This is a genomic window from Propionicimonas paludicola (assembly GCF_002563675.1).
In the GTDB taxonomy this organism is placed as follows: Bacteria; Actinomycetota; Actinomycetes; order Propionibacteriales; family Propionibacteriaceae; genus Propionicimonas; species Propionicimonas paludicola.
On record NZ_PDJC01000001.1, the window covers coordinates 2,318,264 to 2,343,699 of the forward strand.

The 25,436-nt window shown below is 67.3% G+C and carries 23 protein-coding genes; 6 read left to right on the top strand and 17 right to left on the bottom strand.

The window, feature by feature from the left end; all coding sequences use genetic code 11:
- The first annotated feature begins 230 nt into the window (after nucleotides 1-230).
- Both ATK74_RS10845 and ATK74_RS10850 read left to right on the top strand, forming a co-directional pair.
- A complete protein-coding gene (locus tag ATK74_RS10845; protein WP_098461043.1) occupies nucleotides 231-1,250 on the top strand; it encodes a class 1 fructose-bisphosphatase in 1,020 nt (339 codons plus the stop codon).
- Nucleotides 1,251-1,258: 8 nt separating this feature from the next.
- On the top strand, nucleotides 1,259-2,143 hold the full coding sequence (locus tag ATK74_RS10850) for a phosphoribulokinase (RefSeq protein ID WP_098461044.1): 885 nt from the start codon (nucleotides 1,259-1,261) through the stop codon (nucleotides 2,141-2,143).
- Nucleotides 2,144-2,156: 13 nt separating this feature from the next.
- Here ATK74_RS10850 and chrA read toward each other — a convergent pair whose 3' ends face one another.
- Nucleotides 2,157-3,359: a chromate efflux transporter gene (gene chrA / locus ATK74_RS10855; protein WP_098461045.1), complete on the bottom strand. Its 1,203-nt coding sequence runs from the start codon at nucleotides 3,357-3,359 to the stop codon at nucleotides 2,157-2,159.
- 12 nt (nucleotides 3,360-3,371) lie between these two features.
- Complete coding sequence (locus ATK74_RS10860; RefSeq protein ID WP_098461046.1) at nucleotides 3,372-3,713, bottom strand: ArsR/SmtB family transcription factor; 342 nt, start codon at nucleotides 3,711-3,713, stop codon at nucleotides 3,372-3,374.
- Nucleotides 3,714-3,786: 73 nt separating this feature from the next.
- Between ATK74_RS10860 and arsM the strand changes: the two genes are divergently transcribed.
- Nucleotides 3,787-4,623, top strand: coding sequence for an arsenite methyltransferase (arsM, locus tag ATK74_RS10865; RefSeq protein ID WP_098461047.1), 837 nt, complete (start codon nucleotides 3,787-3,789; stop codon nucleotides 4,621-4,623).
- 33 nt (nucleotides 4,624-4,656) lie between these two features.
- Here the strand turns inward: arsM and ATK74_RS10870 are convergent, their stop codons facing one another.
- A complete protein-coding gene (locus tag ATK74_RS10870) occupies nucleotides 4,657-5,016 on the bottom strand; it encodes a hypothetical protein (protein ID WP_098461048.1) in 360 nt (119 codons plus the stop codon).
- Between the two features lie 248 nt (nucleotides 5,017-5,264).
- On the opposite strand from ATK74_RS10870, the gene ATK74_RS10875 reads away from it, so the two are divergent.
- Both ATK74_RS10875 and ATK74_RS10880 read left to right on the top strand, forming a co-directional pair.
- Complete coding sequence (locus ATK74_RS10875) at nucleotides 5,265-5,729, top strand: phage tail protein (protein WP_098461049.1); 465 nt, start codon at nucleotides 5,265-5,267, stop codon at nucleotides 5,727-5,729.
- A 10-nt stretch (nucleotides 5,730-5,739) separates the two neighbouring features.
- A complete protein-coding gene (locus tag ATK74_RS10880) occupies nucleotides 5,740-6,492 on the top strand; it encodes a fructosamine kinase family protein (protein ID WP_098461050.1) in 753 nt (250 codons plus the stop codon).
- A gap of 7 nt (nucleotides 6,493-6,499) precedes the next feature.
- On the opposite strand, the gene ATK74_RS10885 is transcribed toward ATK74_RS10880, so the two are convergent.
- The 5 genes from ATK74_RS10885 to ATK74_RS10905 form a co-directional block, all read right to left on the bottom strand.
- A complete protein-coding gene (locus ATK74_RS10885) occupies nucleotides 6,500-7,387 on the bottom strand; it encodes an NAD(P)-dependent oxidoreductase (protein WP_098461051.1) in 888 nt (295 codons plus the stop codon).
- A gap of 73 nt (nucleotides 7,388-7,460) precedes the next feature.
- The gene (locus tag ATK74_RS10890; RefSeq protein ID WP_098461052.1) at nucleotides 7,461-7,826 is read right to left on the bottom strand and encodes a biotin/lipoyl-containing protein; all 366 of its coding nucleotides are present in this window, start codon (nucleotides 7,824-7,826) and stop codon (nucleotides 7,461-7,463) included.
- A 19-nt stretch (nucleotides 7,827-7,845) separates the two neighbouring features.
- On the bottom strand, nucleotides 7,846-8,103 hold the full coding sequence (locus tag ATK74_RS10895; RefSeq protein ID WP_143483638.1) for a hypothetical protein: 258 nt from the start codon (nucleotides 8,101-8,103) through the stop codon (nucleotides 7,846-7,848).
- Nucleotides 8,104-8,108: 5 nt separating this feature from the next.
- Nucleotides 8,109-9,668, bottom strand: a complete 1,560-nt coding sequence (locus tag ATK74_RS10900) for an acyl-CoA carboxylase subunit beta (protein ID WP_098461054.1) — start codon at nucleotides 9,666-9,668, stop codon at nucleotides 8,109-8,111.
- Between the two features lie 10 nt (nucleotides 9,669-9,678).
- Nucleotides 9,679-11,175 carry a methylmalonyl-CoA carboxytransferase subunit 5S gene (locus ATK74_RS10905; RefSeq protein ID WP_098461055.1) on the bottom strand — a complete coding sequence of 499 codons (1,497 nt, stop codon included), beginning with the start codon at nucleotides 11,173-11,175 and terminating at the stop codon, nucleotides 9,679-9,681.
- 180 nt (nucleotides 11,176-11,355) lie between these two features.
- Between ATK74_RS10905 and ATK74_RS10910 the strand changes: the two genes are divergently transcribed.
- Nucleotides 11,356-13,281 carry a leucine-rich repeat domain-containing protein gene (locus tag ATK74_RS10910; RefSeq protein ID WP_143483639.1) on the top strand — a complete coding sequence of 642 codons (1,926 nt, stop codon included), beginning with the start codon at nucleotides 11,356-11,358 and terminating at the stop codon, nucleotides 13,279-13,281.
- Nucleotides 13,282-13,410: 129 nt separating this feature from the next.
- On the opposite strand, the gene ATK74_RS10915 is transcribed toward ATK74_RS10910, so the two are convergent.
- The 9 genes from ATK74_RS10915 to pstS all read right to left on the bottom strand — a co-directional run bounded on the left by ATK74_RS10915 (nucleotide 13,411) and on the right by pstS (nucleotide 25,414).
- The gene (locus ATK74_RS10915) at nucleotides 13,411-14,241 is read right to left on the bottom strand and encodes a lytic transglycosylase domain-containing protein (protein ID WP_098461057.1); all 831 of its coding nucleotides are present in this window, start codon (nucleotides 14,239-14,241) and stop codon (nucleotides 13,411-13,413) included.
- Nucleotides 14,213-15,175 carry a phosphate ABC transporter ATP-binding protein PstB gene (gene pstB, locus ATK74_RS10920; protein ID WP_211283355.1) on the bottom strand — a complete coding sequence of 321 codons (963 nt, stop codon included), beginning with the start codon at nucleotides 15,173-15,175 and terminating at the stop codon, nucleotides 14,213-14,215. The genes ATK74_RS10915 and pstB overlap by 29 nt, the downstream gene beginning before the upstream one ends.
- Before the next feature lie 55 nt (nucleotides 15,176-15,230).
- Nucleotides 15,231-16,250, bottom strand: a complete 1,020-nt coding sequence (locus ATK74_RS10925) for a sortase (protein ID WP_098461058.1) — start codon at nucleotides 16,248-16,250, stop codon at nucleotides 15,231-15,233.
- Nucleotides 16,247-17,020, bottom strand: coding sequence for a hypothetical protein (locus ATK74_RS10930; protein WP_098461059.1), 774 nt, complete (start codon nucleotides 17,018-17,020; stop codon nucleotides 16,247-16,249). The genes ATK74_RS10925 and ATK74_RS10930 overlap by 4 nt, the downstream gene beginning before the upstream one ends.
- On the bottom strand, nucleotides 17,017-18,177 hold the full coding sequence (locus tag ATK74_RS10935) for a COG1470 family protein (RefSeq protein WP_098461060.1): 1,161 nt from the start codon (nucleotides 18,175-18,177) through the stop codon (nucleotides 17,017-17,019). Before ATK74_RS10935 ends, ATK74_RS10930 begins: the two co-directional genes overlap by 4 nt.
- Nucleotides 18,178-18,395: 218 nt before the next feature.
- A complete protein-coding gene (locus ATK74_RS15690; protein ID WP_098461061.1) occupies nucleotides 18,396-20,057 on the bottom strand; it encodes an Ig-like domain-containing protein in 1,662 nt (553 codons plus the stop codon).
- A gap of 30 nt (nucleotides 20,058-20,087) precedes the next feature.
- Complete coding sequence (locus tag ATK74_RS10945) at nucleotides 20,088-21,239, bottom strand: hypothetical protein (RefSeq protein WP_098461062.1); 1,152 nt, start codon at nucleotides 21,237-21,239, stop codon at nucleotides 20,088-20,090.
- 112 nt (nucleotides 21,240-21,351) lie between these two features.
- Nucleotides 21,352-23,727 (bottom strand): hypothetical protein, encoded by a 2,376-nt coding sequence (locus ATK74_RS10950; protein ID WP_143483640.1) that lies wholly within the window; start codon nucleotides 23,725-23,727, stop codon nucleotides 21,352-21,354.
- A 100-nt stretch (nucleotides 23,728-23,827) separates the two neighbouring features.
- Nucleotides 23,828-25,414, bottom strand: a complete 1,587-nt coding sequence (gene pstS / locus ATK74_RS10955; RefSeq protein ID WP_098461064.1) for a phosphate ABC transporter substrate-binding protein PstS — start codon at nucleotides 25,412-25,414, stop codon at nucleotides 23,828-23,830.
- Between the last annotated feature and the right edge of the window lie 22 nt (nucleotides 25,415-25,436).

The window sequence follows — 25,436 nt, forward strand, 5'->3', positions numbered from 1 at the left end:
CGACACAGAAGACCTAGTCAGAGGATGCTGATGAGGGGTCTCGCCAGTCTCCACCCTGCTGTTGGCGATGATGCTAATGCCCGCAACTGGCCTCGAATAGCGCCCGGACGCGGCTTGCACGATTTCGCACGCAATGCTCGATCAGCTGATGTTCTTGCTCAACGGGGCGGACCGATAGCTGATTGTGATCTTTGATCAATAGGCTGCGCGAACCAGATGAAGGAGCCGAGGTGATCACCCTTACCCAGTACCTGCTCGGCATGCGCGAGACGGCACATGCCACGCTGATCAGCGGGCTGGCCGTCGCGGTGAAGCTGACCGCGGCCGCTGCCAGCAGAGGGCCGCTGATCCTCGATCAGACTCGGCAGCCCAGCCCGCGGGAGGTGAACCGCAGCCTGCGCCGGCTGGCCGGCCAGGTGCTGCTGGCCCAGCTGCAGGAGGCCGACCAGCTCGCCGGGATCTCCTTCGCCGGCCAGCCACAGATCCTGCCCGGCAACCCCGAAGGCCGCTACCTGCTGCTCTTCGATGCCATGCACGGAATGAGCAACCTGAACGACAACCTGCCGGTGGGCTCGGCCTTCTCGATCCTGGAGCGGCCCGAGCCGGGCCGTCCCTGCCTGATCGAGGACTTCCTGCAGCCGGGCACCCGTCAGGTCAGCGCCGGGATCGCCCTCTTCGGGCCGCGGACGATCTGCGCCCTGACCACCGGGGACGGTGTGGACGGCTTCACCCTCGACCGCGACGTGGGCAACTTTGTGCTCACTCACCCGCACCTGCGGATCCCCGACGAGTCGGCCATGTTCGCCATCGACGCCTCCCAGGCCCCACACTGGCCGGCCGCGGTGCGCCGCTACGTCGAGGAGTGCACGCTGGGCAGCGACGGCCCGCGCAGGCAGGACTTCCACATGCGCTGGAACGCCTCGGCCGTGGTCGGCGCCTACCGGGTGCTGAACTCCGGCGGCCTGTTCCTGGCCCCGGACACCGGACGCAGCGGGCATTGGTTGGCGCCGCTACTGCACACTGCGGCCCCGCTGGCCTTCCTGGCCGAGCAGGCCGGTGGCAGCGCCAGCACCGGAACCGGTCGGGTGCTCGAGGTGTCGCCGAGCGGCCTGGACGCCCGGGTGCCGCTGTTCCTGGGCAGCAGCGACGAGGTGGCCCGACTCGAGGGCTACTTCGCCGACCATGCGCTGGGCCACGACCGGGAGTACTCCCATCCCCTGTTCCATCACCGCACTCTCTTCGCCGACTAGGAGCATCGATGTCCCGCAGGCATCCCGTGGTGGCGGTCACCGGCTCGTCCGGGGCCGGCACCTCCACGATCACCGACACCTTCGCCCAGATCTTCGCCCGGGAGTCGGTGTCGGCGGCGATCGTGCACGGCGACTCTTTCCATCGCTACGACCGCGAGGGAATGAAGCGCGCCCACGAGGCAGCCGCCGGACACAGCGAACTGAGCCACTTCGGGCCGGACGCGAACCTCTTCGAGGAACTCGAAGCCCTCTTCGAGGAGTACGGACGCTCCGGCTCTGGTCGGGTGCGCAACTACGTCCACGACGACGAGGAGGCTGCCGCGCTGGGCTGCCAGCCGGGCACCTTCACGCCCTGGCAGGATCTGGCACCGGGCAGTGACCTGCTCTACTACGAGGGGCTGCACGGCGCCGTCCAGACCGAGACCGTGGACGTCGCCAGCAAGGTCGATCTGCTGATCGGGGTGGTGCCGACCATCAACCTGGAGTGGATCCAGAAGCTGCACCGCGACCGCACAAAGCGCGGCTACTCGACCGAGGCGGTCACCGACACCATCCTGCGCCGGATGCCGGACTACGTCCGCTACATCTGCCCGCAGTTCTCCAACACCCACATCAACTTCCAGCGGGTGCCGATCGTGGACACCTCGAACCCGTTCATCGCCCGCTGGATCCCCACCCCGGACGAGTCGATGGTAGTGATCCGGTTCGCCGATCCCCGCGGCTTCGACTTCCCCTACCTGCTCAGCATGATCAATGGCTCGTTCATGTCGCGGGCCAACAGCATCGTGGTGCCCGGCGGCAAGCTGGATCTGGCCATGCAACTGATCCTCACTCCGCTGATCTGGCGGCTGGTCGACACCGCCCGCAAGGAGCATTCGCTGGCCCGGGCTTGAACCGGGGCCGACCCTAGAGCAGGACGGCGCCGGCCAGCCCGGCCAGCAGCACCACCAGCCAGGCCGGGGTGCGCCAGCTGGTCAGGGCTACGAAGCAGACAGCTGCGATGGCGAAGCTGACTCCCCCAGTGATCCCGCTGGTGAACACCGGCTGGTAGAGGGCAGCGGCCAAGATCCCAACCACGGCCGCGTTGACCCCCATGAGAGCTGCCTGCGCGCGCGGTGCCCGGCGCAACCGGCTCCAGAACGGCAGCGCCCCGGCGATCAGCAGAGCCGACGGAAGGAAGATGGCCACCAGCGCGATGGCCGCACCGAGCAGGCCGTTGGGCGCGGTGTTGAGCACGTAGCCCAGGAAGGCCGCGAAGGTGAACAGCGGACCGGGGACGGCCTGGGCCGCCCCATAGCCGGCCAGGAAGGTGTCGTGGCTGACCAGCCCGGGCTGGACGGTGACCGCGTCGAGCAGCGGCAGCACGACGTGGCCGCCGCCGAAGACCAGGGATCCCGACCGGTAGAAGTCGTCGAAGAGCCGCAGCACCGGGTTCCCGGTGGCCGCAGCCAGGACCGGCAACCCCACCAACAAACCGGCGAACAGCGCGAGGCTGACCACCGCGGCCGATCGGCCCAGCGGGACGTCCAGCTCGGACTCCGGAGCCGGCGCGGACGGGGTGAGCCAGACCAACCCGATCAGCCCTGCCGCCGCGATCACCACCAGCTGAGTCCAGGCCGGCGGGCTGAGCAGGACGGCGACCAGGGCCGCCACCGCGATGGCGGCCCGCTTGGCGTCCGGGGTGAGCGTCCGGGCCATGGCCAGGACGGCATTCCCGACAACTCCCACCGCGGCCGCCTTCAGGCCCAGCACCCAGCCGGCAGTGGCGGCACCACCCCACAAGTCGAGTCCGTAGCCGAAGCCGACCATCAGCAGCGCCGAGGGCAGTGTGAAGCCGAGCCAGGCGGCGACCAGACCGGGCAACCCGGCCCGCTGCAGGCCGATCCCCATCCCGACCTGGCTGGAGGCCGGTCCGGGCAGGAACTGACACAGCGCAACCAGGTCGGCGTAGGCGGTCTCGCTGAGCCAGCGGCGGCGCTCGACCAGCGCCCTACGGAAGTAACCCAGATGCGCGATCGGGCCGCCGAAGGAGGTCAGGCCCAACCCGAGGAAGACCGTGAAGACTTCGACAGCCCGTCCGAGGCGGCTTGGGCTGGTCGGCTCAGTCACGGCCGGTTCCGCTCAGGCCGGAACAGCGGCCGGCTGGAGCAGGGAGCCGAGTGCGCGCAGCGCGTCCGGAAGCACTCGGTAGTAGACCCAGGTGCCGCGACGCTCGCAGTCGACCAGGCCGGCTTCGCGCAGCACCTTCAGGTGGTGACTGATCGTGGGCCCGGAGAGCTCGAAGGACGGGGTCAGGTCGCAGACACAGATCTCATCGTGGCCGGCGATCATCGAGGCCAGCCGTAGCCGAACCGGATCACCGAGCGCCTTGAACATCGGTGCGATCCGGGCGGCCTCCGCCTCGGTGACCGGGGCCACAGCCAGGCCGCAGCAGTCCGCGGCGAGTTCGAGGTCGAGAGCCATGGCGTCATCTTGACACACGTCAAAACAGGCTGGAAAGATCCTGTTTCGATGATCATCTATTCAAGGAGGAGAAGTGAGCGAACAACTCGAGCTGCGTGAGGCCGTCCGTGAGCGCTACGCCGGCGCCGCTCGACAGGCCCTGCAGCTCGCCGATGGGGGCTGCTGCGGGAGTTCCAGCTATGGAGCCGGCGGCACCGACCCGATCACGGCAGGCCTGTACGAGCAGACCGCCAGCCCCTCCGAAGGCGCGCTGGCCGCCTCGCTCGGCTGCGGCAACCCGACCGCGCTGATCGAACTCGAGCCTGGCCAGCAGGTCCTCGACCTCGGTTCCGGTGGCGGCTTGGACGTCCTGCTTTCGGCCCGCCGGGTCGCTCCGGACGGGCACGCCTACGGCCTGGACATGACCGACGAGATGCTGGCCCTTGCCGAGCGGAACAAGGCCGAGTCCGGCATCACCAATGCCACCTTCATCAAGGGCACCATCGAGGACATCCCGCTGCCCGAGGCCAGCGTGGACGTGGTGATCTCCAACTGTGTGATCAACCTGTCCACCGACAAGGACGCCGTCCTGCGCGAGGCATTCCGGGTCCTTCGTCCGGGCGGACGATTCGCCGTCTCCGACATCGTCCTGCTGCGCCCGCTCGGGCCGGAGTGGGTATCGCTGATCGGGTTGTGGACCGGCTGCATCGCCGGCGCCCTGCTCGATGCCGACTACCTAGCCAAGCTCCGCGCCTCCGGCTTCACCAACCCCCGGATCCAGGTCACCCGGACCTACGAGCGCGACGAACTGCTCGAGATGGCCGGCACCCTGCCCGACAACAGCCTGCCGGACGGGATCAGCCCGGCCGAGGCCATCGCACAGCTCGAAGGCGCCTTCGCCAGCGCCTTCATCCGCGCCGAGAAGGCCTAGTCCAGCCCCTGCGCTGGTCCGCGATCGGCGGGCTCAGGCCTCGTCGGGGACCAGCGCACTGGCCACCAGCCCGAAGACCAGCCCGAGGATCGCTCCGATCACCGCGACCGTCTGCGCGTTCTGTGAGACCACGGTGAACACCTGCCAGCCCGAGCCGGGCACGGTCAGCGCCCAAATGGCGACCGCGACCGCCGACAGCACCGCTCTGGCCGGCAGCCGAGATGGCCGCTGATCCTCGGGCAGCGTCCAGCTGCCGAAGACCACCACGAACGGAGCCAGCAGGATGGCCACGATCAGCAGCCACAACTGGGGGTTGGCTACGCCGATCGCCGAGACTGCCGCGAGATAGAGGCCAAGGACATCACCGGGAATCCACTTGACCACCTTGTCCACGAAGGTCTTCAGGCCACTCGTGGTTTGACGTACGCTCCGCGTCGACTCCCGCGGAACTGCACCTAACGACCATGCACTCATAGAGTTACCACCCTTCAGCAGGACGTTGCGGTCAGCCTAAGCAGGAAGACGACCGTGCGGACCCCGTCCCAATTGCCTAGCCGACGCTCAGCCTGGACGACATTGCCCATCCCCCTGACGCAGCCCGACGGGATAGCCTGCCGATCACCACGAAGCGGGAGGTCGCTATGTCCTATGTCGTCGATTTCGTGAACGTGTCCACGGTCGGCCTGGAGGCGTCCCCGGTGGCCGATGCGCTGGCCGGGCTGCGGGCCAACGAGGCCCGCTATTGGTTCAACAAGTACGGCCACACCTTCGCCACCGAGCCGGCCGCCCAGGCCGCTGACACCGTCGAGTGGGTGCATCGGGTGCTGGCCGAAGAGCGTCAGCTGGTGATCGAGTCCACACCCCTGGAAGCGACCCAGTTCGTCGCCGGCGGGCTGCGGATGGCCTACGTCTTCTACCAGTCCGGCCTGGCCATCAACGTGATGTACGCCATCGAGGACGGTGGCAAGCGAGCGGTGGGGTTCAAGCTCTCCGATGGCATGGACGTGCCGGCCGAGCTCGCCTCCCGGTTCAAGTTCGCCACCCAGAAGTCGAAGCTGGCCGGGACGATCCGGGGCTCCTTCTTCGTGATCAAGGGCCAGTACTAGGCTCCCAGCCGTGACCGACGGGTACGCCAAGCAGCGCGCCGCGGCCCCGTCCGGCTTCTTCGAGGTGGAGGCGGCCGGGTTGACCTGGCTGGACGTGCCCGGCGGCGTCCCGGTGGCGAAAGTGCTCGCGGTCGGCCCCACCTCGATCACCGTCTCGCGGGTCGCCACTGTCGCGCCGAGTGCTGCGGCCGCCCGACGATTCGGCGCCCAGCTGGCCGTCACCCACAACGCCGGGGCCAGCGCTTTCGGGGTCGGCCCGGACGGCTGGAGCGGCGACGGCTTCATCGGTGACGCACCGCTCAGCCTGCGCCCGACGCGGCGCTGGGGTGAGTTCTACGCCGAGCAACGACTACTCCCCTACGCCCAGCGGGCGCATCGGCAGGGGGCGCTGGACGCGTCCGGGCTGGCCGTGATCGAAGCGCTCGCCGAGCGGCTGAGCGCCGGTGAGTTCGACGACGAGCTGCCGCCGGCTCGGCTGCACGGCGACCTGTGGGCCGGCAACGTCCTGTTCAGCGGCGACTCGGTGGTGCTGATCGATCCGGCCGCCCACGGCGGCCACCGGCTCACCGACTTGGCAATGCTGGCCCTGTTCGGGCTGCCACATCTGGCCGAGGTCTACGCGGGATACACCGACGCGTTCCCGCTGGCCGACGGTTGGACCGAGCTGATCGGGCTGCACCAACTGCATCCGCTGCTGGTGCATGCCGCCCTGTTCGGCGGCGGCTATGGCAGCCAGGCCGTCCAGGTGGCGCGGCGCTACTGATGCGCGGCTAGTCCTGGCTCGGACGCCGTCGAGCCACCTCGATGATGGCGCTCTCGTTCAGCTCGCCCCAGCCTTCGGCAAGCAGCTCGTCCAGTCCGTCCAGGGCCACTTGGCCGAAGGGCACACCGATCCCCAGCTCGTGGGCCAGTGCGATGGCGTAGGCGGTGTCCTTCTGCCGCAGCCGTCCGGAGAAGGCGAGGTTGCTGTCGTGATCGCCGGCCACCATCCGCTGGCTGTTGCGGACCACCTGCGGGCTGGCCGCCTGGCCCAGCGCCAGCGCCGTGGCCACTTGGGCCGGGTCCAACCCGGCCCGCTCGGCCATGGCCAGGCCTTCGGCCACTCCGGCGATCTGCACGGCCCCGATCAGGTTCACGATCAGCTTGTAGGCGGTGCCGGACCCCACCGGGCCGAAATGGAACAGGTCACTGGCCAGCGGCTTCAGCAGCGGACGAGCCAGCTCCAGGTCGGCGTCCTCGGCTCCGACCAGCAAGGTGAGGCTGCCTGACGCGGCGGCCTCCGGGAGCCCGGTGACCGGGCAGTCCAGGTAGCGCATGCCGGCGGCCGTGGCCGCCGCGCTGAGTTCGCGGACCCGGGCCGGCGACAGCGTCGAGCACTCGATCGCGAAGGTGCCGGGCTCCAGCTGTCCGGCCAGCACGCCGCCCGGACCCTCCCAGACCGCGCGAGAAGCCGCATCGTCGCTGAGCATGGCGAACACGGCAACGGCATCGGTGACCGCCTCGGCCGGAGTGGGCGCCCAGAGCGCACCCTGGTCGAGCAGCGGTTGTGCGCGCTGCGGCGTCCGGTTGGTCACCACGACCTCATGACCGGCCGCAAGCAGCCGTCCGGCCATACCCGAGCCCATCCGGCCCAGTCCGATGAATGCGATCCGGCTCATGCCGGGCAGCCTAACCCCCACACACGCAAAATGACCCGCCCCCGAGGGGACGGGCCATTCGCATGAGTCAGACTCAGTCGACCTCGACCAGGCCTTCGCCGGCCTGAACCGCGGTGCCCTTCTCGACGAGAATCCGGGACACCTTGCCGTCGCGCGGCGCGGTGATCTCGGTCTCCATCTTCATGGCCTCCAGGACCAGGAGCACCGTTCCAGCGGTGATCTCCTGACCTTCCTCGACCAGGACCCGGGCCACCGAGCCGGCCAGCGGCGCGGTCACGGCGTTCGCCGAAGCGCCACTCACCGAGGCGGTGGTCGGAACGACGATCGAGCTGGTGCCCGAGCCGCCGATGATGATCGGGCCGAGCGCCGGAGCCTCCGGCTCCTCGACCTCAACATCGATGCCGTAGGGAACTCCGTTGACAGTTACCTTGAGTTTCATCTGTGATCCTTCCGCGCCGTCAGCGGGTGTACAGCGGGTGGTGGGAAAGCTGGGAACGCCGGGTGCTCGCCTTCCAGCCCTGAGTAGTGGTGAAGTGCGGCTGACGTCGCTTGGCACGGTGCCCCAGGTAGGCGGCCACGGCGGCGGCAATCGCCACCATGGTCTCCTCCGGGACATCCTGGCAGTGGACCTCGAGGCTCTTGATCTTGACCTCGAGCCCCTCGATCCGGTCAGTCAGAGTCTTGACCAGATCGAGCAGTTCCTCGTTGGTGGACATGCCGATCACACCGGTCCCAGGCCGTGCTTCTTGGCCGGACGGAGCACGCGCTTGTTCGCCAGGTTCTCCAGAGCCATGGCCAGCGCCTTGCGGGTGTCGCCGGGATCGATGATCTCGTCGACCAGGCCGCGGGAGGCCGCCATGAACGGAGTGGCGAAGGTGTTGCGGTACTCCTCGACCAGCTCAGCGCGCCTGGCTTCGGGATCATCGGCAGCCGCGATCTCCTTGCGGAAGACCACCGCAGCCGCACCCTCGGCACCCATCACCGCGATCTCGGCGGTCGGCCAGGCGAACACCCGGTCGGCGCCAAGGTCCTTGGCCGACATGGCCAGGTACGAGCCGCCGTAGGCCTTGCGGAGCACCACGGTCAGCTTCGGGACAGTGGCCGCCGAGTAGGCGTACAGCATCTTGGCACCGTGGCGGATGATGCCGCCGTACTCCTGGGCGACACCGGGCAGGTAGCCGGGGACGTCGACCAGGGTGACGATCGGGATGTTGAACGCGTTCAGGAAGCGGATGAACTTGCTGCCCTTGTCGGAGGCGTTGATGTCAAGGACACCAGCCAGCGAGTTCGGCTGGTTCGCCACGATGCCGACGCTGCGTCCGTTGATCCGGGCGAAGCCCACCACGATGTTGGTGGCGTAGCCGGCCTGGACCTCCAGGAAGTCGGCGTTGTCGACGATGCGTCCGATGATGTCGCGGACGTCGTAGCCGGCCTTGCCCTCGGTGGGGACGATGTCGCCGATCTCGGCGTCGTAGTCCAGGTTGTACTCACCCGGGACGAGCGGAGCATCCTCAGCGTTGTTCTGGGGCAGGAAGCTGATCAGCTTCTTGGCGATCAGGATGGCCTGCTCGTCATCGTCGGCCACGAAGCTGTTCACGCCGGACACCGACATGTGCGTGTCGGCGCCGCCGAGCTGATCCTGGGTGACGTCCTCACCGGTGACCTGCTTGATCACGTTCGGCCCGGTGATGAACATGTGGGCCTTGCGGGTCTGGATGATGAAGTCGGTCAGGGCCGGGGAGTAGACCGCGCCACCGGCGCAGGGGCCGGCGATGATCGAGATCTGCGGGACCACACCGGACAGCAGCACGTTGGCGTAGAACACCTGGCCGTAGCCGGACAGCGAGTCGATGCCCTCCTGGACCCGGGCGCCGCCCGAATCGTTGAAGAAGAGGAACGGCGTGCCGTTCTCCAACGCGGACTGCATCATCGCCACAACCTTCTTGTTGTGGGTCTCGCCGGCCGAACCGCCGGCGACGGTGAAGTCCTGGCTGGCCACCCGCACCGGGCGACCCAGCACGGTGCCGCAGCCGGTGATCACGCCGTCAGCAGGCATGTCGGCGACGTCCATGCCGAAGGTGGTGGTCCGGTTCCGACGGAACAGGCCGACCTCTTCGAAGCTGTTCGGATCCAACAGGTTGTCCAGCCGCTCGCGAGCAGACATCTTGCCCTGCTCGTGCTGCTTGGCCAGCCGCGCCTCGCCGCCGCCGAGCCGGGCCTTGGCCTCAGCTTCGTGCAGCGCTTCGACGCGCTTGCTCATGGTTTCTGGCTTCTTGCTCATCTGCTTCCCCTCACGCCATCTCTACGGTGACGCTGTGGTCGCGTCCGCCGAGGGAGACCTTGTACTTGATCGGGCCGCGGACTGCATTGGCGGCGCCACTGGCCGCATCGGCCTCTGCCTTGAGCTGCTCGGCGGTCTTGCCGACGTTCTTCGGGCCCTCGTCACGAGTGCTGAAGAAGCCGGGGGCGACACCCGGGAACATGGCGTAGGTGAGCACGTCCTCGTCGGTGCCGTCGAAGCCCTCGAGCTTGGCGGCGTCAGCGGAGAGCTTCTCCCACTCCGGCTCCAGCAGATCGGCCGGACGCTGAGTGATCGGCTCCTTCTTGGCCTGGGCCTGAGCGATGGCGACCACCTCGGGGTTGCGCTCGCCCATGCACTCGCCGTAGTAGCCGAGCATCAGGTCGGCGAACTCGCCGGTCATCACCTTGTACTTGCCCATCAGGACGTTGAACACGGCCTGGGTGCCGACGATCTGGCTGGACGGGGTGACCAGCGGCGGGTGTCCGGCGTCGGCCTTGACCAGCGGGACCTCCTCCATGACTTCCTTGATCCGGTCGCCTGCGCCCTGCGCCTTCAGCTGCGACTCCATGTTGGAGAGCATGCCGCCGGGGATCTGGCTGGAGAAGATGTCGGTGTCGACCAGGGTGGCCGACTCGAACGCCTTGTACTTCGGGCGGATCTTCGAGAAGTGATCGCGGATCTTGATCAGCCGGTCAGCGTCGAGGTTGGTGGTGTACTCGGTGCCTTCCAGCATCGCCACCAGGGACTCAGTCGGGTTGTGGCCCGGGCCGAGGCTCATCGAGCTGATCGCGGTGTCGACCACGTCCGCGCCGGCCTCGATCGCCTTCATCAAGGTGACCAGGGTGACGCCGGTGGTGGAGTGGCAGTGGACGTTGATCTGGACGTCCTCGCCGTAGGTCTCCTTGATGCCGCGGATGATGTCGTAGGCGGGCTGCGGCTGCAGCAGTGCGGCCATGTCCTTCAGCGCCAGCGACTGAGCACCCATGTCGAGCAGCTGGCCGGCCAGCTTCACGTAGCCCTCGACGGTGTGCAGCGGGGAGATCGTGTAGCAGATGGTTCCCTGGGCGTGCTTGCCGGTCTTCTTGACCGCAGCCATCGCACGGGCCATGTTGCGGGGGTCGTTCAGGGCATCGAAGACGCGGAACACGTCCATGCCGTTCTCGGCCGACTTCTCCACGAAACGATCGACGACACCGTCCTCGTAGTGGCGGTAGCCAAGCAGGTTCTGGCCGCGCAGCAACATCTGCAGGCGGGAGTTGGGCATCAGTTCCCGGAACGTCCTCAGACGTGCCCAGGGGTCCTCATTGAGGAATCGGATGCAGGAATCGTAGGTAGCGCCACCCCAACATTCCACGCTCCAGTAGCCGGCTGCGTCGATGTCGGCACAGGCATCGACCATGTCCTCCATGGCCATTCGTGTGGCCATCAGGCTCTGGTGGGCGTCGCGGAGGGCTACCTCGGTAACACCAATGGTTCGCTGACTCATGGGTCCATCCTCCCATCCCCACTACTACAGCTTGTCGTGGAAGCCCGATTGCGGACAGGCGTGAGACGAATGGTCTGACCTGTGAGAAAAGGGGCAGGAACACGCTGCGCAGTTGTCAGTTCGCGGACGAACCCCGTCCCCGGTTTTCCGCGGGCACTGACCCGTCCCTAGGCTTCTGCTGTGACTCGTCCCCACCCTGCGCAGACACTGATTCGCCTTGCCATCTCGGCATCCTTAGGCCTCGCGCTGGCATTGGGCAATGTTGGCGTCAGCCACGCGTCCGATCTGGTGAACGTGCCGGACGCCACGCTCGCCGCCTGCCTGGTGACCGAGCTGGAGTCCGAAGGGATCGGAACTGAACTCACCGCCGACAACCTGGCGAAGCTGGAGTCGCTGAGCTGTACAGGAGTCAGTGACCTCACCGGAATCGGCGAACTCACCGCACTCACCAGACTCGCCCTGACATCAGCCAACGTCGCCAACTTGGCTCCGCTGACGGGAGCATCGCGGTTGCGCAGCCTGTGGGTGACCGGGAGCCGCCAGCTGACGAGCCTCGACTCGCTGCCCTCGCTCCCCGCACTGACCGAACTGGATCTGTCACGCAACCAGATCAGCGACCTCGCCGGTCTAGCCGGACGAACCGGACTCACCAAACTCGTCCTGGACGGAAACCGAATCGACAACCTGAGTCCGCTTTCGGGGCTTGCCGGCCTAAAGAAGCTCGTCCTGAGTGGCAACCGATTCACGTCGATTACGCCACTGGCAAGTCTGACCGACGTGGAGTACCTGGTCCTCTCACTCAACTCGATCCAGGACCTTGGCCCCCTGGCTGGCCTGAGTCGACTTGCGGAACTCAGGGCAGAGAAGACCGATGTCCGAGACCTTGGCCCCCTGTCCGGACTCAGCGCGCTCAGGTACTTGCACGTGGGCTACAACCATGTTTCCGACATCTCTGCACTTGGCGGGCTGACGTCGCTGGTCACTCTGGGCGTGAGCAACAACGCGATCCACGATCTGTCGCCGGTCTTCGGGCTCCATCAGTTGCGCGTACTAGACGCTTCAGACAATGGACTCACCGCACTCGGCCCCAGAGGCGCGCTCAGCCAGCTCACCAGCGTCGGTCTGATCGGTAACCAGCTGCACTCGGTGGACGCCCTGGCCGGCGCCAGGTTGACCCTTGTCAACATCAGCGACAACCAGCTCACCAACGTCGCCGCCCTGAGCGAGGTTGCCCCCGACGCCACTGTGTACCTGTGGGACAACAAGATCCGTGACTTCAGTGAACTGCCAGACACAGTCTCGGTCTTGGCCTACAACCAAGACCTAGGCGAACTGCCGTCGGTCGACATCAACACCCCGACCGACCTTGGCATCAGGTGGACAGACGGTTCGCCCATTTGCCCAGAGATCGACTCAACAACGGCCACCTGCAGTGCGGGCAGGGTTACCTACGCCAGCCCCGGGCTCCACCACGGTTCAGTTCGACTGACAAAACCGGACCAGATGTTCGGTCTCTCCCTCACCTTCACCCAGCGCGCAAAACCGGACGTCACCTTCACGAAGGTCCCCAAGATCGCGAAGCTGAGCGACCGAAACACAGAAGTCGGGATGTCGCTGCGCTCCGACCTCACGGGCACCTGGTCACCCACGCCGACCGAGATCGACCGTCAGTGGTACGTCAACGGAAAGCCCGGGGCCGGCGCCGATTTCCAGGGCTTTTACTACGACGTGAAGCCGTCCGATCTCGGCAAGCGGGTGAAGGTCTGCGTCACGGCGCATCGCAACGGCTACACCGACTCCCGGATCTGCTCGGCCCAGACCAAGCCGGTCCGGCTCGGGGACCTGAATGTGTGGACGGCGCCGAAGATCACCGGCACGGCCGTGGTCGGCCACACCCTCACCCTGAAGCCGGGAACCTGGACGCCCGGAACCACGCTGCACTACCGATGGCTACGCAACGGCCACCCGATCAAGGGAGCGACCGGGCGCACCTATCGGCTCACCGGCAAGGATGCGCGGGCCAAGATCGAGGTCAAGGTCACCGGAACTCAATACGGCTACCACTCGTACTTCGTCTACACCAAGCCGGTTCGTCCGAAGCGCTGACCGAACTCGCAGGCTGTGAGTTTTCCGGCAATGACGCCGGATAACTCACAGCCTGCGTCTGAAAAGACCGCGAGCGTGGCTGGCGGGCTTGGGGTGGCCGCGTCCATCAGGAGTTGGCCCACGCGGCGGTCAGCCGCCACTGACCGCCGCGTAGCTGTTGGCGACACCTGCGACCTTGTCGACGTAGGCGTCGGAGTGGTTGTACGAGTAGATCGCCGCGCGCCAGCCGGACGGGCTGCGCAGCGACCCGGACGCACACAGGTAGCGCCCGGCAGCGAGCGCGGCATCGTCGATCTGGTTCGGGTCGGCCTTGCCGTCCCCATTGCCGTCGGCGCCCCAGCGCCGCCAGGTGGCCGGGATGAACTGCATCGGGCCGATCGCCCGATCCCAGGTGGCATCGCCGTCCCAGGCGCCCTTGTCGGAGTCGCGGATCATGCCCAGCCCGCTTCCGTTCAGGGCGGGCCCGCGAATCGGCGAGCTGGGCAGGCCGGAGTCGAGCAGTTGTCCGTCCTGGTGTTCGCCGTGGCTGGACTCGACCGCACCGATGGCGGCCAGCGTGTTCCAGGACAGCCCACAACCGGGCTGCTCCTTGGCTACGGCGATGGCGGCCGAGGCGTAGCCGGCCAAGGCTCGGGACGGAATCCCGGTAGCCGCGGCCACCCGGCCCAGCCAGGACGGATCGGGTGGGTTGCGCGGCCCGGACATGTGCACGGCAGCGGCCGGCTGCTGACTGGCGGTCGGAGCCGGCTCGTCCACCACGACCGGGGCCGCGGGCTGCGCCGCGGCGATCTCCGGGTTCACCGCACGCGCGGACGCGTTGACGGTGAGCACCACGATCACGCCGGCGGCCGCGGCGAAGATCAGCACCACCGAGGCCATCCTGGTGGCCAGAGCGCGCCAACGCCGTCCGCCGGATCGCGGAGCGGCCGGCTCAGCCAAAGCGGCCGGTGACGTAGTCATTGGTCCGAGAGTCCTGCGGCATGGAGAACATGGCGTCGGTGTCCCCGTGTTCGACGATCACCCCTGGCTGCCCCTGCGCGGCCAGGAAGAACGCGCACTGCTGGGAGACTCGCTGGGCTTGCTGCATGTTGTGGGTGACGATCACGATGGTCACCTCGTTGCGCAGCTCGAGCATGGTCTCCTCGATCACCCGGGTCGAGGTGGGGTCCAGCGCCGAACACGGCTCATCCATCAGCAGGATGGCCGGCTTCACGGCCAGGGATCGGGCGATGCACAGACGCTGCTGCTGACCACCGGACAGGCCACCGCCGGGCTGCCGCAGCCGGTCCTTGACCTCATTCCACAGACCGGCCCGGGTCAGGCTGGTCTCGACCAGTTCATCGCGGTGATCGCGATCCACCTTGACCCCGGTCAGGCTGAGCCCGGCCACCACGTTGTCGTAGATCGACATGGCCGGGAACGGGTTCGGCTTCTGGAAGACCATCCCGATCTTCTTGCGGGCGTCCACCAGCTTGTGTCGCCGGTCGTAGATGTCGTCGCCGTCGAGCAGCACCTCACCGGCCAGCGAGGCGGACGGGACCAGCTCGTGCATCCGGTTCAGGATCCGCAGGAAGGTGGACTTGCCACATCCGGACGGCCCGATCAGCGACGTGATCACCCCGGGCGGCATGTCCAGCGAGACCCGGTCGAGCACCTTGTGGTCGCCGAACCAGGCCGAGATCGAACGAGCCTCCAGCCCGGAGAGCCGGGGTGCCGCCGATGCCGTCGGTGCCGGCGTGGGGTGCTCGCCGGCACGGAACTGCACCGGCGGCACCGGGGACACCGGCTCGGCGGGTGGCGGGGTGACCGCCGCCGCCCAACTCTGCGGCTGGGGCGGCACCGGGGCGGCCGGCAGCGGCTGGGTCGGCTCAAACACCCGTTCAGGGACGCTCATCGGCTCGTAGTCCTCACAATCACAGTGCGGCGGCACCAAGCCGCCTGGTTCGTGCTCATAACAGGTTCGGCAGCAGTCGAATGACCTGGTCGGCCACCAGCAGGGAGCCGAGGGCCAGCACCGGAACGAAGACCACCCAGGTCCGGGCCCAGCCGAAACGTCGGTAGGCATAGACGGCAGCTACCTCGGCGACGATCAGGAACTGCAGAGCGAAGACCAACGCCCAGCTCGTGCTGAAGTCGCCGGCAAGTTCGCGGGCACTGGCCGGCAGCGAGGCGGGGGTGGTCATCCGTCCGCCGTTGGCCTGGGTGGCCGAGACCAGTTCGGCGTCCACCCGGACCACGCCCTGCGGGAAGTAGGGTCCGCCGCGGGCGGTCTCGAGCACCATCCGGGAGCGTCCGGACGCCACTGGGCCCGGTGCCGGATCGCCGGCGTAGCGCACCCCGATCACCCGGAAGAGCTGCTCACCCTGGCCGGTGACCACACTGATGGCCTCGCCCGGAGGCAGCTCCTGGAGTCTGCCGAAGGGCCCGCCGAAGGCGCTGGCTCGTCCCATGATGACGCTGACGCCGCCCTGGCCGGGCAGTGGGGTGTCCCGGCGATGCCCGGGCCCCTTGGCCAGCACCGAAGACGTGGTCCCCTCACCGATGATCTCGTTGATCCCGAGCGCCGGAATCTGCAGCCGCGCCACCGGGGCGCCGTCGGCGAGCAGGACCCCGTCCACGTCGCCTTCGTTCACCGGAGCCGTGCCATCGGCCAGCTGGGTGACGAACAGGTCGCGGGACTGCTGCTGGGAGATCAAGTGCTGCAAGTGGCTGAACCCGACCAGGTCGATCAGGAACGCGGCCAGCAGTGCGGCCACCAGGCCGAGGCTGGCCCGAACCAGCAGCTGGGTACGACTCAGCGGCGCGTACTGCGGCAGCTGCCGAGGCAGTCGCTTGGGCGGCCGCCGGAACCGGTCGGGAGAGCCGGGGGCATGCTGCCCGGTGGACCGCCGCGCCTGATCCTCCGGCGCCGGACGGGGTGCCTCCAGGACCGCACCGGGGGCGGCCACGGGAGCGAACTGCTGGGTCATTCGGCCTCGACCTCGGGTGCGGGCTGTTCTGCGGCCTCGTCCGGCACCACCGGACGTCCACGCCACCAGCGCCAGCCGACGAAGCCGGCACCGCCGAGGGCAGCCAGCAAGACCACGAACCAGGGCAGGAACCAGACGACTTCTTCGCGGTGGACCGGGCTGAGGCTCTGGGTGCCGAGCCGCGGTGGCGGCGTGAAGATCATCCGAGCCGTGACCACCGTCCATTGCGCCATGCCGCTGATGGTGGTCGAGACCGTCCGGGTCTCCCCCGGCTGCAGGCTGAAGACCCCGACTGTGGCCGGCTGGCCAACAACCTGACCGAAGACTCCGGTCACCCAGAACTGCGCGCTGGCATCGACCGGCTTGTCGAAGGCATTGCGGACGCTGAAATGGAGGTCCAGCGCGCCCGCGGCCGGGTTCAGCGACGGGGTGTAGGTCCAGCTCAGCCCGCTGACGTAGAGCAGCCCACCCAGCTCAACCTCGCCGGGGTTCGGCCCACTAGTGGGCGTCCCGGTGGCGTCTGTCCCGGCCACGGTCGGCTCAGGAGTGCCGGTGTTCGAGGACGACGTGGAAGACGTGGACGAGGGCTTCGGCGTGGACGACTTCGTCGGACTCGGCGACGGGCTGGTCGACAGGACGTCCACACTCAACCCGATGTTGTCGTCGGCAGTGGCCCTGGGGGCCAACCCGGAGGCAGCCAGCAGCAGACTGCCGCTGAGCACCAGGCCCAGCAGGAACGGGGTCAGCCCGCGAACACGCCTGCGTCTCACTGGGGGCCCTGCCCGTCCGGATCATCTGTGTGGGCCCACGGGCTGCCGGCGACCTCGTCGGGAAGGATCGCCCGCTGGGCGGCCAACGAGCCGGACGCCACCGCCATGGCCAGCTCCTGGGCGTCGGCCTCGGCCGCCCGGGACGCTGCCTCGGCCTCGGTGTGCGCCATCCACTCCCGGGCGTAGCGATCCTCGCGGCGGCGGCGCAGCCACAGCACCAGCCAGAGCAGCCCGCCGACCAGCAGCACGGCCACCACCACCCACGGGATGGCCGCGATCAGCAGGTCGCGTTGGATCACCGGAAGCGGGCCGGGGTCAGGAGCGTCGCCGGAGATGCCGCCCTGCAACAGCATCCGCGCCGTGGCGTAGCCGACCTGCGGCACTCCGGTGATCTCGAAGTTCACGGTGGTGGTGCTGCCGGGCAGAATCTCGGGCAGTTCGGCGCGCGAGGGACGTCCGATGCCTGCACCGAACCAGGTGGTGGCCGACAGCGTGGTGGTGCCCTCGAGTGCCACGTTGCCGCTGTTGGTGATGGTGGCGGTGACGCTGATCGAGCCGTCCAGCGGGTTCAGGCCGGAGTGGTAGACCCCGGAGAAGCTGGTGATGGTGAGGACGGGCTGCAGGTCGCCGCCGACCCGCACGTACATCCGGTTCGCGATCCGCCGCTCCACGGTGACCTGTCCGCCGGTGACCGCAGAGGCGATGACACCCGCCGGGTGATCGCCCGGACCGGCGTCGGCGGGGATGGCGACCGTGAACGGCACCGTCTTGGACTCGCCGCGCTTCAAGGTCAGGCCGAGCTTCGGCCGTCCGTCGAAGGTGACCCAGGCGGCCGCACCCGCCTTCTTTTCGGTGCTGTCGGCCAGCGCGAAGTCGCCCTTCTCGTCGTTGTAGGCGTCCGCGGCGTAGAGGGTGACCTCAACCCGGGTGGATCCGGTGTTGGTGACCCGCACGTGATCGGTGATGGTCTGGCCGGGCTTGGCCTGATAGGTGAACCGGCTGCGTCCGTCCGGCTTGCCCTTGTCGTTGGCCGGGGAGATCCCGATCCCGACGGTGTCCTCGGCATGTGCCACTCCGGTCGAAAGCACCAGGCCACCCAGGCCGAGTGCAACTGCTGCGATCAGGGCGCCGAGGCGGCGGAGCGGCACAGAGGTCATGGCTCTACCCTTTGTCCTTCACAAATCTGTTGCGTGGCGGTTATCGGTCCGCCGGGTTAACGACGGACGAACGAACGAGACAGCCCCCGAAAGGGAGAGGCGGCGCGTCCGCACCCGGGGCTCAAACCCGCGTGCGGACGCGCCTCTTCATTGATGCTGACTCTGCGGATGTGACCGGGAACGCTGGCGAAAGACGGCCCGGCCACACCCGTCCAAGATCACTTGGAGATCAGCGTCAGGGTGAGGGTGGAGGTGTAGGTGCCGGCCGGCTTGCCGCTGGGAGCGGTGAAGGTGAGGTCGGCATCGTAGGTGCTGGCACCGGAGTAGGCGCCGGCGGCCAGGGTGGCGAAGTCCCACGGGTAGCTGGCGCTGCCCGAGATCTGCTCGTCACCCAGGGTCGGAGCGGTGGCGCCGGATCCGGCCTGACCGACCGACTTGGGCTTGATACCGAGCGCGGAGGCCGCGATCGTGTCAGTGCCCTTGGCGAAGTCGGTCACGCTGGTCTGGAGCTTCCAGCCCGGCTTGGAGACCTGACGCAGGTCGGTCACCTTGAAGCTGCCCAGGGTGCCGGACACGACGGACTTGCCGTCGACGATCGCCGGGTTGGACAGGCTCACGGTGTTGCCGCTCAGGTTGGTCAGCGAGAACTCGCCATCGCTCGGGGCAACCGCGGCGGCCTCGGCGTTGATGGTCTTGCTGATCGACGGGCTGATCGCGGCGTCGGTCTTGTCGAAGGAAGCCCACGCGATGACCTCGTAGGTCGCCGGATCGACGATGGCCACCTTGTGGGAGCCCGAGGCGAGCCCGGACACGTCCGCCACAACCTTGCTATCGGCCACCGTCTGTGTGCCGAGGAAGGTCGGGGTGGAGTAGGCGAAGACGTTCACCGACTTCGAGTTGTTGGCGGCATCCACGTTCAGGGTGACCTTGTGAGTGGTTGCGTCGTAGGTCGCCGTCGCGCCGTTGCTCGAGTCGGAGTTGAGCGCACCCTCACTCGGTGCGTTCGGGACAACGGGCGGAGGCGGGGTGGTGACATCGACCGACAGATCGGACGAGGTGGACGCCAGGAACTTGTCGGTGCCGACAGTGTTCTCGACGAACTTGGCCGAGTAGGTCTGGGTGCCGGTGGTGCCCGGGGTCACCGCGTAGGACACGGTGCCGCTGGACAGTGCCCGGGTGGCCAGCTTGCTGGTGCCCTTGTAGAACTCGACGTTGCCGGCCGGGGTCTTGCCCGAGGCGGCGACGGTCGCGGTGAGAGTCACCGAGCCACCCAGCTCGACCGAGGACTTGTCCGCAGCCAGCGTGGTGGTGGTGGCAACATCCGTGATGACAACCGGAGCCGCCGGAGTGGCGAAGGCCCAAGTGCCAGTGCCGGCATCCACGTTGATCGTGGTGTAGTAGGCGGCCACAACGGTCGACGGACCGCTCAGGTACGCCACACCGAGACTGTAGGTGCCGCCCGCAGACACGACGCCAGCGGGACTCCCGTTGAGAAGCGAGGACGGCGTGACGTTGGGCAGCAGCACACCCTTCCCGTTGAGGTTGACGGCATCACCAAAGGCCTTCCAGCTCGCCGGTGTGCGCTCTGCGCCCACTGCCGAGAGGAAGGGGGTCGACGTGGCCGCGTCAGTGACATAAGGCAACCGGGTGACAGTGCCGGACGTGCTGGACAGGTTGACACCCGCTGGGGTGTCCCAGTCCAGTTGAGAGTTGGCGGCGTACTGGTTGTTGTCCAGGGCGTCAACCAGGTAGACCGGGCCATTCGAGTCGGCGGGGAAGGTGGACGGTACGGTCGCCGCATATGCGGGAACCGCTGCCCCAGCTGAGGCAATCAGGGCGGCGAGAACGCCGACACCCAGACCGCGAAGTCTTGTGCGCATGTTCAATGCCTTTCAGAGTCGGAGGAACGGCTACTTGGTGTTCGAGTACAGAGGAGTCGTGTCGGACACAGTGAGGAAGCCGAAGAGGCGCTTCACACCGCCGGGCGAGCTCGCCGAGGCACTCATGTTGACCAGGCTGTTGGAACGGCTGGGGTTCAGCAGGTTCGCCAAGTTGGCGTCGTACTTGGCGTTGCCCGAGGTGATGCGGGCGCGCTCGACGACAAGGTAGGTGTCACGCCCCCAGGTCGAGTCCGAGTAGTAGGTCGCGTTCGGAAGCAGTGCCCCAGTACCGGAGTCCGTGGTGAAGGCGGCAGCAGCCAGCGGGCTGCCCAACTTGACCGCACCGGACGCCGGAATGGTGCTCGGAGCCGCACCGTTGGACTGAGCGATCCAGTTTGCCGCTGAGAACGGAACGATGTAGGCGGTCCCCGCGGGAACCGTGGTCGGGAACACCGTGGCGTCGTTCTCCGCGAGAGTCTCGTTGTTGGTGAAGACGGCAGTGCCGGGGTTGCCCGTGATCCCGAGAGCGGCCAGGAAGAAGTTGCGGGTGCCGGAGCCGCTCTGGGGCAGGTACGCCTTCACGGTAGTGCCCGAGAGAGCCTGGTCAGAGGTCGCCGTGTAGATGGCGTTGAGCTGGGACTTGCTGAGGTTTGCGACGTGGCTCTCGTCAGCGGCGCTGCCGCCGACGTACGCGTAGGCCACGGCGTCTCGAGCGTAAGGAACCCATGCCAGGATCCCGTCCGCGACCTCGGTCTTCGGCTTGGCCGACGAACGAGCGATGTCGACCTGGCCACCAATGGACTTGGCCGACGTCACACCATTCTGAGTGAAAGTGGTGTTGTTGATGGAGGCGAGCAGGGCAAGCACACCGTTACCCGAACCACTCGGGCGAGGGAAGCTGACGCCGGCAGGCTTGGTCTGGATGACGCCGCCAGCGACATTGAAGCCCGGCGCAAAAGCGTCGAAGTTGCCGATGGTCCCCGCGGGGGCAACGACGCGCACACGTGCGCCCGTCACGTCCGTACCGTTGGTCAGAGCATCGACCGACGCCTGCAGCGTGTCTGAACCGACAATGGCGTAGCTGTTCGCCACCGGATCAGCGAAAGCCGGGGTCACCACAGCGACGGTCGACAGGACGATGCCTGCGGCCACGCCGAGGACCAGGGGCCTCTTGATCTTCATGTGAGATCCTTTCCTTGCAGTACCTGGTCGTCCGCGGACGCGGCGACCCTCCGGGCGGGGGCGTTTTCCAAGGCGGCCCCCGCTCGGTTGTCTGTGGTGACGGCAGTGGCCGTCATAGCCGTCTCCGCCGGAAGCGGGACATGAATGGGACTCCGAGCACGGCCGCCAAACCCACCGCCGCGGTCGCCGGAACCACCGTGGCCGCAGCACCGAGGTTCGGGTCGGCCGGTGTGGTCGGTCCAGTCAGCTGACCGGCTTCGCTTCCGGTCGCTGTCGGGTTACTGGCGGCGGTGGTATTGGCCACGCTGGGCACCGGGTTGCCCGACGTCGCCGAGGTCGGGCTCGGCGAGGCTGTCACACTTGGGGACGGCTTTGGGAAGCCGCCAGCCTTGATGGCCGCGGCGGCAGCGAGTGCCTGCTTCTTCCACGCAGCGGGAATCGGCGCATAGCCGGCGGGCAGCTGACCATCGCCGGTCCCACGAACCTGACCGTCAGTGGCCACGGTCGAGATGAAGCGCGCATAGTCGGAACGCACTGCAGCGTCGCTCATAGCGGGATTGACCGCCGCGTACACCGGCATAGTGAGGGGGTATGCAGCAGCGGCCTTCTTGGCCGCGCTTGAGGCCGGATCGAAGCCGACCACCTGCTTCTGGGACTTCTGAACAGTCATGGCAGTCGCTGCGGCCACCAAGGACGCATCCGTTGGCGCCACAAATCGGCCAGCGGGGTTGAGGAGGGCCGCCTGGGCGACGCGGAACTGGCTCGCGGCGGCAGTATCGGTGAGGCCGATCACGGCCTGAAGTCCGACGAGGGCGCGTCCACTTTGGCCGTACTTGGGCGGTTGCGCCATGGGGTCCCAGGAGCCAAGCTCCTGCGGATCTCCCGTCAGCACCCGGTACGCACCGATCTCCAGGCTTGACGTGTATGGACGCCAGCTCACGAGGTTGATGGTGTCGGCGTACCTGTTACTCGCGGTGCCCTTGAACTCAGCCGGATCTGCCTTGGGAAACTCCTGGCTCGGCAGGCCCAGCGCGACGCCGGTGGGGTTGATCTTGGCATTGATCGAGTAATAGGGGTTCACCTTCATCCCCCACGGATCTGGCGCACCGTTGAGAAAGGCTCTCGCATCAGCGTCGGCGAGGATGTAGCTCCATACCGCCCGAGCTGCATCAGAACGCCCCAGCGGGACGAGAGCGTCGGCGACGCCCACCCCGGTGATGTTCATGTACCGCCACTCGGGGTCATTGATTGCCAGGAAGTCCGGGTCGAAAGTGATATCGCGGACATTGGAAACGTGGGATATATCTGCCCCACGTGGCAGAGCCTCGGAGTAGGAGGCGGTCAACAACTTGGCCAAGAGTCGGGGGGTGAGCTTCAGCGAGGTGAAGGCTTGGCGCTCTTTTGCCAACTCCTCATCTGGGACGGGGTCTCCAATGGCTCTGCTCTTCCGGTCGATGGCGAACGCCACCGAGATGCCGGTAAGTGCAACTGGCGCGTACGCGAGCGAGTCGGTTGCACCTTCCGCCGACAGAGCACGCGATGTGAGAGCAAGAGGTGCTGTCGCGGTGCCATTCGCAGCGAGCGCCGCGTCAGACTCTGACCCAGTCAACAGCGAGTAGATGGCACCACCGGAGGCGTTGCACAACTTGGGCTGCCACTGCCCCATTGCGGCTGACACCAACTCGCTGCCCGAGAGCTGACGCTCGGCCGCCCCAATCGCGCAGGAGACACCAGCTGGCTTGAAGCCGAGCCGAATCGCTATGTGATGCTTCCAGGTCTCCCAGAAGAGTCCCGACTTGGTTATAGCCGTCAACCCTGCATCGGCCGTCCCGCGCGGAAGGACGACCAGCCAGCACGACGCACCCCCGGAGGTGCCATCCGGGGCCACCACTCTCGCCCCGCAGCCGAGGCCAGGGGACTGCTGAGCCGTCTGCACCTCAAAGCTGATCGAGCCAGCACCGTCCGCACCGGAGCCTGCCCAAGACACCTCATTTGTGGTGTAGCGGGTGAAAAACTCGTTGTTGTCCAGGTCGGGCGCATTCGGAACCTTCTTCCCGTCGACGACGCTCGCCACCGTCACTCCAGTGGCTGAGCGGAACGGGATCGCCGTCATGGTCGGGTCGAAGTACTCGGCGCCAACTGCGGTGTACTGGGCATCCTCGGCTGCGGGCACCGACTGCGAGGGACGGTTCGACCAACGCATATCCCCGGGAAGATTGAGTCCGCCGTACTGGCAGGTGGTCCGATCAGGGCGAGTTCCATTGCTTCCGGGCTCATCCCCCCAGCACTGCATGACCTGGAGGAAGTTCGCGCCGCCGGTCTGCTGGTTCGGCACCGTCGACTGCTTGCCGCCGGTCCAACTCACGGTGATGCCCTGCTGGATCAGATCCTGGGTCTGAGAGACGGTGACCGACAGATCAGGGAACGGTGAGTTCGCGGCGTCCGGGTCGTAGTCGGCGGCGCGGACGGTCTTGGCCGAACTGGCCACACCGTCGGCACGGGCCTGGGTGGCGGCCAGCGGCGTCCCGGACAGGCTCAGCATGACCAGGATCAGCAGGGCGACCGCCAGCGGACGGCGCAGCGTGCGACTAGACACCCTCGCCCCCGGTCTTCAGCCACTGGCCGACCAGCGGCGGAACCACCACGGCAGCTACAAGGAACAGCGCGGCCGCCAGCATCAGGCCTTGTGAAGCGCCCATCCCCTGGTCCGGAAGAGTGAACGGCTTAGAGACCGCCCCATCGCCGCCACCAGAGCCGCCAACCAGGTTGCCGTTCTCGTCGTACGTCGGTACTTCCCCACCGGTCGAGCCGCCGCCGGTACCGGTGCCGGCTCCCGTGCTCGCCCCGCTGGTCGGATTGTTCGAGGGGTTGTTGCCCTGGTTCGAGGTCGGGGTGGACGTGCTCGCACCGCCGGTGCCGATGGTGCACTGGGTCGGCCCCTTCTTGTCACAGTCGGCCGGGTAGGGCGCGGTCAGGGCCAGCTGGTTCTTCGAGGGCGAGTCGCCGGCCTTGAAGGTCGGGTTGTTGCAGCTGCCGGTGTCGACGCCCTTGCCGCCGGAGCCGGGGATCAGCTTGATCTGCTCCGAGCCGGCCATCACCAGGTTCATCGGCAGCGGCGAGTAGCCCAGCGTCCCGGCCTGCTGCTGACCCTCGCACAGCACGTAGCGCATGAAGGCGGCCAGCGTGTTGCCCTTGTTGGTGTTGAAGATGCCGGCCACTTGGGTCGGCACGATCGCATACGAGTAGCTCGACAGCGGGTAGGCCCGGCGGTCGGTGGCGTTGTAGACCCCGTCCAGAATCTGGGTGAGGTAGTTGTCCGAGGACTTGTCGGTGTTGATCCTGGCCTGCATCAGGGCCACGGCCACCGAGGAGGCCGTCGGCTCGACGTAATAGCCGGACTTGTTAAGCAGCTTCACCACCGGGAAGCCCGCCTTCTTGGCGTAGGAGTACTCGACATAGGTGATCGCACCCTCGCCGTAGTTCTGCGAGACGTAGCCGGCCACCCCATCAGAGCCCTTCTGGGCCTTGGAGTTGCCGAAGCTCGGGAACTGCGAGGTCATCCCGGTCTTCCAGATCGAGGGGTACTGCTTGGACATCCACAAGGTGAACTGGGCCGAGGTTCCAGAGCCGTCCGAGCGGATCACCGGGACGATGTTCTTGGCCGGCATGGCCAGCCCGGGGTTGTCGGCCTGGATGGCGGCGTCGTTCCACTTGCTGATCGCGCCGGTGAAGATCTTGGCGACCGTGTCGCCGGACAGCCGCAGGTTGGTGACCCGCTTGCCGCCGATCTTCAGGTTGTACATGAAGCTGGTGCCACCGGCCACGATCGGCATGTAGGCATAGCCGTGAGTCGGCTTCTCCGGTGCCGAACCGTCCTCCGGCTTGGCCTGGAACGGGATCTCCGAGATCGCGAAGTCCACGGTGCCGTCGATGAAGTCCCGGCGTCCCGAGCTGGAGCCGATCCCGGAGTAGTTGACCGTCATCGCGTAGTTCTTGGAGACATTGGCCCGCCACTGGTCCAGAGCGTTCTGCGACCACGTCGATCCCGACCCGGTGATCGGGTAGTACGCGGCCGCCACAGCCTCAGTGGCCGACCAGGGCAGAGCCAGGCCCAGGGCGAGCGAAGCCGCTGCGGCGGCGACCAGCCGTCGCCGCAAGCTCGCCGACCTGGTCATGCGCTGACTGCTCCGGACCGAC

Bases quoted from the DNA above. Each gene is read 5' to 3' on its own strand.
- ATK74_RS10905 (WP_098461055.1), bottom strand. From the start codon at position 11,175: ATGAGTCAGCGAACCATTGGTGTTACCGAGGTAGCCCTCCGCGACGCC.
- ATK74_RS10925 (WP_098461058.1), bottom strand. From the start codon at position 16,250: ATGACCCAGCAGTTCGCTCCCGTGGCCGCCCCCGGTGCGGTCCTGGAG.
- ATK74_RS10860 (WP_098461046.1), bottom strand. From the start codon at position 3,713: ATGGCTCTCGACCTCGAACTCGCCGCGGACTGCTGCGGCCTGGCTGTG.
- ATK74_RS10895 (WP_143483638.1), bottom strand. From the start codon at position 8,103: ATGTCCACCAACGAGGAACTGCTCGATCTGGTCAAGACTCTGACTGAC.
- pstB (WP_211283355.1), bottom strand. From the start codon at position 15,175: ATGAGCGTCCCTGAACGGGTGTTTGAGCCGACCCAGCCGCTGCCGGCC.
- ATK74_RS10885 (WP_098461051.1), bottom strand. From the start codon at position 7,387: ATGAGCCGGATCGCATTCATCGGACTGGGCCGGATGGGCTCGGGTATG.
- ATK74_RS10875 (WP_098461049.1), top strand. From the start codon at position 5,265: ATGTCCTATGTCGTCGATTTCGTGAACGTGTCCACGGTCGGCCTGGAG.
- ATK74_RS10900 (WP_098461054.1), bottom strand. From the start codon at position 9,668: ATGAGCAAGAAGCCAGAAACCATGAGCAAGCGCGTCGAAGCGCTGCAC.
- ATK74_RS10935 (WP_098461060.1), bottom strand. From the start codon at position 18,177: ATGACCTCTGTGCCGCTCCGCCGCCTCGGCGCCCTGATCGCAGCAGTT.
- ATK74_RS10850 (WP_098461044.1), top strand. From the start codon at position 1,259: ATGTCCCGCAGGCATCCCGTGGTGGCGGTCACCGGCTCGTCCGGGGCC.
- ATK74_RS10945 (WP_098461062.1), bottom strand. From the start codon at position 21,239: ATGAAGATCAAGAGGCCCCTGGTCCTCGGCGTGGCCGCAGGCATCGTC.
- ATK74_RS15690 (WP_098461061.1), bottom strand. From the start codon at position 20,057: ATGCGCACAAGACTTCGCGGTCTGGGTGTCGGCGTTCTCGCCGCCCTG.
- ATK74_RS10915 (WP_098461057.1), bottom strand. From the start codon at position 14,241: ATGACTACGTCACCGGCCGCTTTGGCTGAGCCGGCCGCTCCGCGATCC.
- pstS (WP_098461064.1), bottom strand. From the start codon at position 25,414: ATGACCAGGTCGGCGAGCTTGCGGCGACGGCTGGTCGCCGCCGCAGCG.
- ATK74_RS10890 (WP_098461052.1), bottom strand. From the start codon at position 7,826: ATGAAACTCAAGGTAACTGTCAACGGAGTTCCCTACGGCATCGATGTT.